Annotated in this window: 6 protein-coding genes and 1 pseudogene; 2 read left to right on the top strand and 5 right to left on the bottom strand. The window is 71.5% G+C overall.

The features are described 5' to 3' along the window. A partial coding sequence (locus ACI6PP_RS22755; RefSeq protein WP_421114017.1) for an RNA polymerase subunit sigma-70 occupies window positions 1-748 on the bottom strand: 748 nt, incomplete at its 3' end. Window positions 749-869: 121 nt separating this feature from the next. Here ACI6PP_RS22755 and ACI6PP_RS22760 point away from each other — a divergent pair. Together ACI6PP_RS22760 and ACI6PP_RS22765 are read left to right on the top strand one after the other, a co-directional pair. After that, the gene (locus tag ACI6PP_RS22760) at window positions 870-1,259 is read left to right on the top strand and encodes a VOC family protein (RefSeq protein WP_421114023.1); all 390 of its coding nucleotides are present in this window, start codon (window positions 870-872) and stop codon (window positions 1,257-1,259) included. Between the two features lie 26 nt (window positions 1,260-1,285). Then, on the top strand, window positions 1,286-1,693 hold the full coding sequence (locus ACI6PP_RS22765) for a VOC family protein (RefSeq protein ID WP_421114018.1): 408 nt from the start codon (window positions 1,286-1,288) through the stop codon (window positions 1,691-1,693). Between the two features lie 4 nt (window positions 1,694-1,697). Here the strand turns inward: ACI6PP_RS22765 and ACI6PP_RS22770 are convergent, their stop codons facing one another. From ACI6PP_RS22770 to rpsD, 4 genes and pseudogenes are all read right to left on the bottom strand, one after another. Continuing rightward, complete coding sequence (locus tag ACI6PP_RS22770) at window positions 1,698-2,723, bottom strand: GNAT family N-acetyltransferase (protein WP_421114019.1); 1,026 nt, start codon at window positions 2,721-2,723, stop codon at window positions 1,698-1,700. 262 nt (window positions 2,724-2,985) lie between these two features. Continuing rightward, a pseudogene (rplQ, locus tag ACI6PP_RS22775) lies at window positions 2,986-3,522 on the bottom strand (50S ribosomal protein L17); the annotation flags it as partial. Between the two features lie 37 nt (window positions 3,523-3,559). After that, window positions 3,560-4,573, bottom strand: a complete 1,014-nt coding sequence (locus tag ACI6PP_RS22780; protein WP_421114020.1) for a DNA-directed RNA polymerase subunit alpha — start codon at window positions 4,571-4,573, stop codon at window positions 3,560-3,562. A gap of 85 nt (window positions 4,574-4,658) precedes the next feature. Further along, window positions 4,659-4,981 (bottom strand): 30S ribosomal protein S4 (rpsD, locus tag ACI6PP_RS22785; protein WP_421114022.1); only part of this gene is annotated, 323 nt, incomplete at its 5' end.

Genomic DNA, 4,981 nt, shown 5'->3' on the forward strand with positions numbered 1-4,981 from the left:
TCTGCTCGGCGCCGCGGTACCAGCCGTCGAAGGGCGGCATCTCCCAGACGGCGTCCTCGGCGAGCAACGAGACGATGCGGGGCACGTCGTACTCCTCGAACGCCGCGACGTACGCCGCGAGCATCCGACGGGTGCGGGCGTCGTCGACGGGCGCCGCTGCCTGGTCCAGGCCGCCCTCGAGCTTGGCGAGCTGCACCCGCGCACGCTGCAGCGTGCTGTTGACGCCGGCCACCGTCATGTCCAGCGTCTCGGCGACCTCCTTGGCCTGCCAGGCGAGCACGTCGCGCAGCACGACGACGGCGCGCTGCTGCGGCGTGAGGTGCTGCAGGGCGGCGACGAGCGCGAGCCGCACGCTCTCGCGCGAGACGGTCTGCTCGCCGGGCTCGGCGTCGGCGCGTCCCCACACCAGGTCGTCGGGCAGCGGCTCCAGCCAGGGCACCTCCTCGCGGGTGCGCAGGGCGCCGGACGGGTCGGCCGCGGGCTGGCCGAGACCGGTGGGGAGCGGGCGCCGCTGACGGCTCTCGAGCGCGTTCAGGCAGGCGTTGGTGGCGATGCGGTGCAGCCAGGTGCGGACCGACGAGCGTCCCTCGAACCCGTGGAACGCGCGCCAGGCGCGCAGGTAGGTCTCCTGGACGAGGTCCTCGGCGTCGTGCACCGAGCCCAGCATCCGGTAGCAGTGGGCGGTGATCTCGCCCCGCAGCGGCTCGGTCAGCTCGGCGAAGGACTGGTCGACGTCGATCGTGGTCATGGCCACGAAAGTAGTCCCAGCGGGCACCGGAAGAGTAGACCTGCGACCCGATGAGTTCGTCCGGGAGCGGCGGTCAGACCTCTCGACCGCCCACCGCTCGTGAGGACCTCCCGTGAACCGCATGCTCTTCGTCAACCTGCCCGTGGCCGACCTCGCCGTGGCCACCGACTTCTACACCGGCCTCGGGTTCGAGCTGAACCCGACGTTCAGCGACGCCGAGTGCTCGTGCGTGGTGGTCTCGGAGACGATCTGCGTCATGCTGCTCACGCGTGACCGGTTCGCCGACTTCGTGGTCGGCGCCGTCGGCGACGCGACCACCGCCACCACGTCCATCAACTGCCTGTCGGCATCCAGCCGCCAGGAGGTCGACGACCTGCACCACCGCGCGCTCTGCCACGGCGGCAAGCCCTGGAAGGACCTCATGCAGCAGGGCCCGATGTACGGCCACAGCTTCACCGACCCCGACGGGCACGTCTGGGAGGTCCTGCACATGGACCTCGCGGCCGCCTGACCCCGCACCACCCACCGGAGGAACCCATGTCCCGCCAGATCTTCGTCAACCTGCCCGTCTCCGACGTCCCCGCGGCCGCCTCGTTCTACGAGGGCCTCGGCTTCGGCCGCAACGAGCAGTTCTCCACCGACGACGCCGTCAGCATCGTCGTCTCGGACTCCATCACCCTCATCCTGCTCGCGCACGACTACTTCGCGACCTTCACGCCCAAGCCCGTGGGCGAGCCGCGCAAGACCGCGTCGGTCCTGGTGGCCATCTCGGCCGAGAGCCGCGCCGAGGTCGACGATCTCGCCGAGCGCGCGATGCAGACCGGGGCGAGCACCGCCAACCCGCCGCAGGACCACGGCTTCATGTACGGCCGCAGCTTCTTCGACCTCGACGGCCACCAGATCGAGCTGGTGTGGATGGACCCGGCGGGCGCCCCCCAGCAGTGACCGCTCAGCCGAGCGGCACCGCCCAGTAGGTGCTGCCGCCGACCCGCTCGTACCCGTGCGCGACGTACAGCCGGTCGGCGCCGGTCGGGCTCGCCGAGTCCACGCCCAGCGTGGTGCGGGCGAGCCCGTCCCCGGCCACCAGGCCAGCGGTCCGCTCGAGCAGGAACGACGCCAGGCCCCGTCCGCGCCAGGCCCGCGTGGTCCCGAGCAGCTCGAGGTGACCGACGCGCTCCCCCGTCGCCTCGGGGCGCACGCTCACCACGGCGTACCCGGCGACGACGCCGTCGACGTCCAGGAGCGCGCGGCTGAGGTCGGGCCGGAAGCCCTCGTTGGCCGTGGTCTCCGACGCCCACGTCAGCGGCGTCTCGGGGTGGTAGCCCCAGTGGTCCTGGAAGCTGTCGTTGTGCGCGACGCGCGTCCGCTCGACGACGTCGGCCTCGCCCAGGTCGACCTCGGTCAGACCGCCGGGCACCTCGGTCGGTCTCGGGGGGCTCGCCGTGAGGTCGCGCGACATGCTCGAGAAGAACCGTGCGTGCTCCAGGCCCGCCCGCGCCAGCAGCGCCGGTGCATCGGGGTGGCCGTCGCGCACGAAGGTGCCGGCCTCGCTCGGCACGTCGTCGGGGACGCCGCCGTCCCGACGCACCTGCCCGACCTTGACCTCGGCCCGCGCCAGCTGCCAGGCCAGCAGCGCCCGGCCCACGCCGCGACCGCGCCACACCGGGTCCACGACGCCCCCGACGAGCGCGCGCACGGCGTCCACCTGACCGTCCGGCACGTCGACCCTGACGAGGGCACGGGTCTCGCCGTCCGCGTCGAGGGCGACCAGCGTGTCCGCGGCGAGGTCGCCGCCGTGCCGGCCGAGCCAGCCCTCGAGGGTCGACCGGGTCACCGGGTGCGGGTCGCGGTCCACCTCCTGCGCACGCTGCTCCAGCGACCACCACGCGTCGAGGTCGGAGGGGTCGAGCGGGCGGAGCCTCAGGCCGTCGATCTCGGGCGTCGGGAGGGCGTGCGCGTCGTCGCGGGATGTCACGTCCGCGAGGCTACGGGCCCGGGCCGAGGTCACGCACCCGAGTTCCGACCCGCCACGGACGCACGACGGCCCCGCACCCAGGGGGTGCGGGGCCGTGCGGTGGTGCTGGTGGTGCTCAGGCCTTGGTGTCGTCGGCCGCCGTCTCGGCGTCCTCGGCAGCCTGCTCGGCCTCGGCGGCCGCGTCGACGGCCTCCTCGGCCGCGTCCTCGGCCTCGACCGGGTCGTCGGTCTTCTCGGCCACGTCGGCCGCCTCGACGGCGTCCTCCGCAGCGTCCTCGGCGACCTCGGTCGCCTCGGCGACCTCGGTGTCGGTCGTCTCGGCGTTGACGTCCTCGGCGGTGGCCGCGGCGTCGACGGCCTCGTCGGCCGCGTCCTCGGCGACGACCGCGCTGGCGGCGGTGCCCGTGGTGGCGGTCGAGGTCGGGCCGGTGGACGCGAAGTCCTTCGACTCGACGATCGAGATGACCGCCATGGGCGCGTTGTCACCCTTGCGGGGGCCGAGCTTGGTGATGCGCGTGTAGCCGCCCGGGCGGGTGGCCATGCTCGGGCCGATCTCGGTGAAGAGCGTGTGGAGCACGCTCTTGTCGCGGATGACCTTCACGACCAGACGGCGGTTGGCGACGGTGTCGACCTTGGCCTTGGTGATCAGGTGCTCGGCGTAGGGGCGCAGACGGCGCGCCTTGGCCTCGGTGGTGGTGATGCGGCCGTGCTCGAACAGGCTGGTCGCCAGATTCGCCAGGATCAGGCGCTGGTGAGCCGGGCTGCCGCCGAGGCGGGGTCCCTTGGTGGGGGTGGGCATGTCAGTCTCCTGTGTGGTCGTCCGGGCCGGTACGGCCTCAGTACTGCTCGTCCTCGGCGAAGGACTCGTCGTCGTCGCTGTAGTCGCCGAGGACGGCGGTCGGGTCGAAGCCGGCCGGGCTGTCCTTGAGCGAGAGGCCCATCTCGACGAGCTTCGCCTTGACCTCGTCGATGGACTTGGAACCGAAGTTCCGGATGTCGAGCAGGTCCTGCTCGCTGCGCGAGATGAGCTCACCCACGGTGTGGATGCCCTCGCGCTTGAGGCAGTTGTAGGAACGCACGGTCAGCTGCAGGTCCTCGACCGGGAGGGCGAGGTCGGCGGCGAGCTGCTCGTCGACGGGCGAGGGACCGATGTCGATGCCCTCGGCCTCGACGTTGAGCTCGCGCGCCAGGCCGAAGAGCTCGACCAGGGTCGACCCGGCCGACGCGATCGCGTCGCGCGGCTTGATCGAGCGCTTGGTCTCGACGTCGATGATCAGCTTGTCGAAGTCGGTGCGCTGCTCGACTCGCGTGGCCTCGACCTTGTAGGTCACCTTGAGGACCGGCGAGTAGATCGAGTCGACGGGCATGCGCCCGATCTCCTCGTCGCCCAGCTTGTTCTGCACCGCGGAGACGTAGCCGCGGCCACGCTCGACGACGAGCTCGAGCTCGATCTTGCCCTTGTCGTTCAGCGTCGCGACCTTGAGCTCGGGGTTGTGCACCTCGACGCCGGCCGGGGGCGCGATGTCCGCGGCGGTGACGTCGCCGGGGCCCTGCTTGCGCAGGTACATGACGACGGGCTCGTCGTGCTCGGAGGAGACGACGAGGTCCTTGAGGTTCAGGATCACCTCGGTGACGTCCTCGGTGGCACCGGTGATGGTCGAGAACTCGTGCAGCACGCCGTCGATCTTGAGCGACGTCACGGACGCGCCGGGGATCGACGAGAGCAGCGTGCGGCGGAGCGAGTTGCCGAGGGTGTAGCCGAATCCGGGCTCGAGGGGCTCGATGACGAACCGCGAGCGGTACTCGTCGACGACTTCCTCGGACAGCTGCGGGCGCTGGGCGATGAGCATGTGCGTTCCTTTCCGGGCCGACCGCTATATGACGGACCGGGTCTGCAGGATGGGATGGTGACGGCCCGCGGGTGCGGGCCGGCGATCAGATCTTGGAGTAGAACTCCACGATGAGCTGCTCCTGGATGGGCACCTCGATCTGCTCGCGGACGGGCTTGTCGTGCACGAGGATCCGCATGCGGTCCGCGGCGGCGTCGAGCCAGCCGGGGACGATGCGCTCGCCGTGGGTCTCACGGGCGACGATGAACGGCGTCATCTCGTGCGACTTGGCGCGCACGTCGATGATGTCGTGACGATCCACCTGGTACGACGGGATGTTCACCTTGTGGCCGTTGACCACGAAGTGACCGTGCGTGACGAGCTGGCGGGCGTGGCGACGCGTGCGGGCGAACCCGGCGCGGTAGACCA

It is taken from the genome of Solicola agrisoli, assembly GCF_049059935.1.
Classification (GTDB): domain Bacteria; phylum Actinomycetota; class Actinomycetes; order Propionibacteriales; family Nocardioidaceae; genus JAURVT01.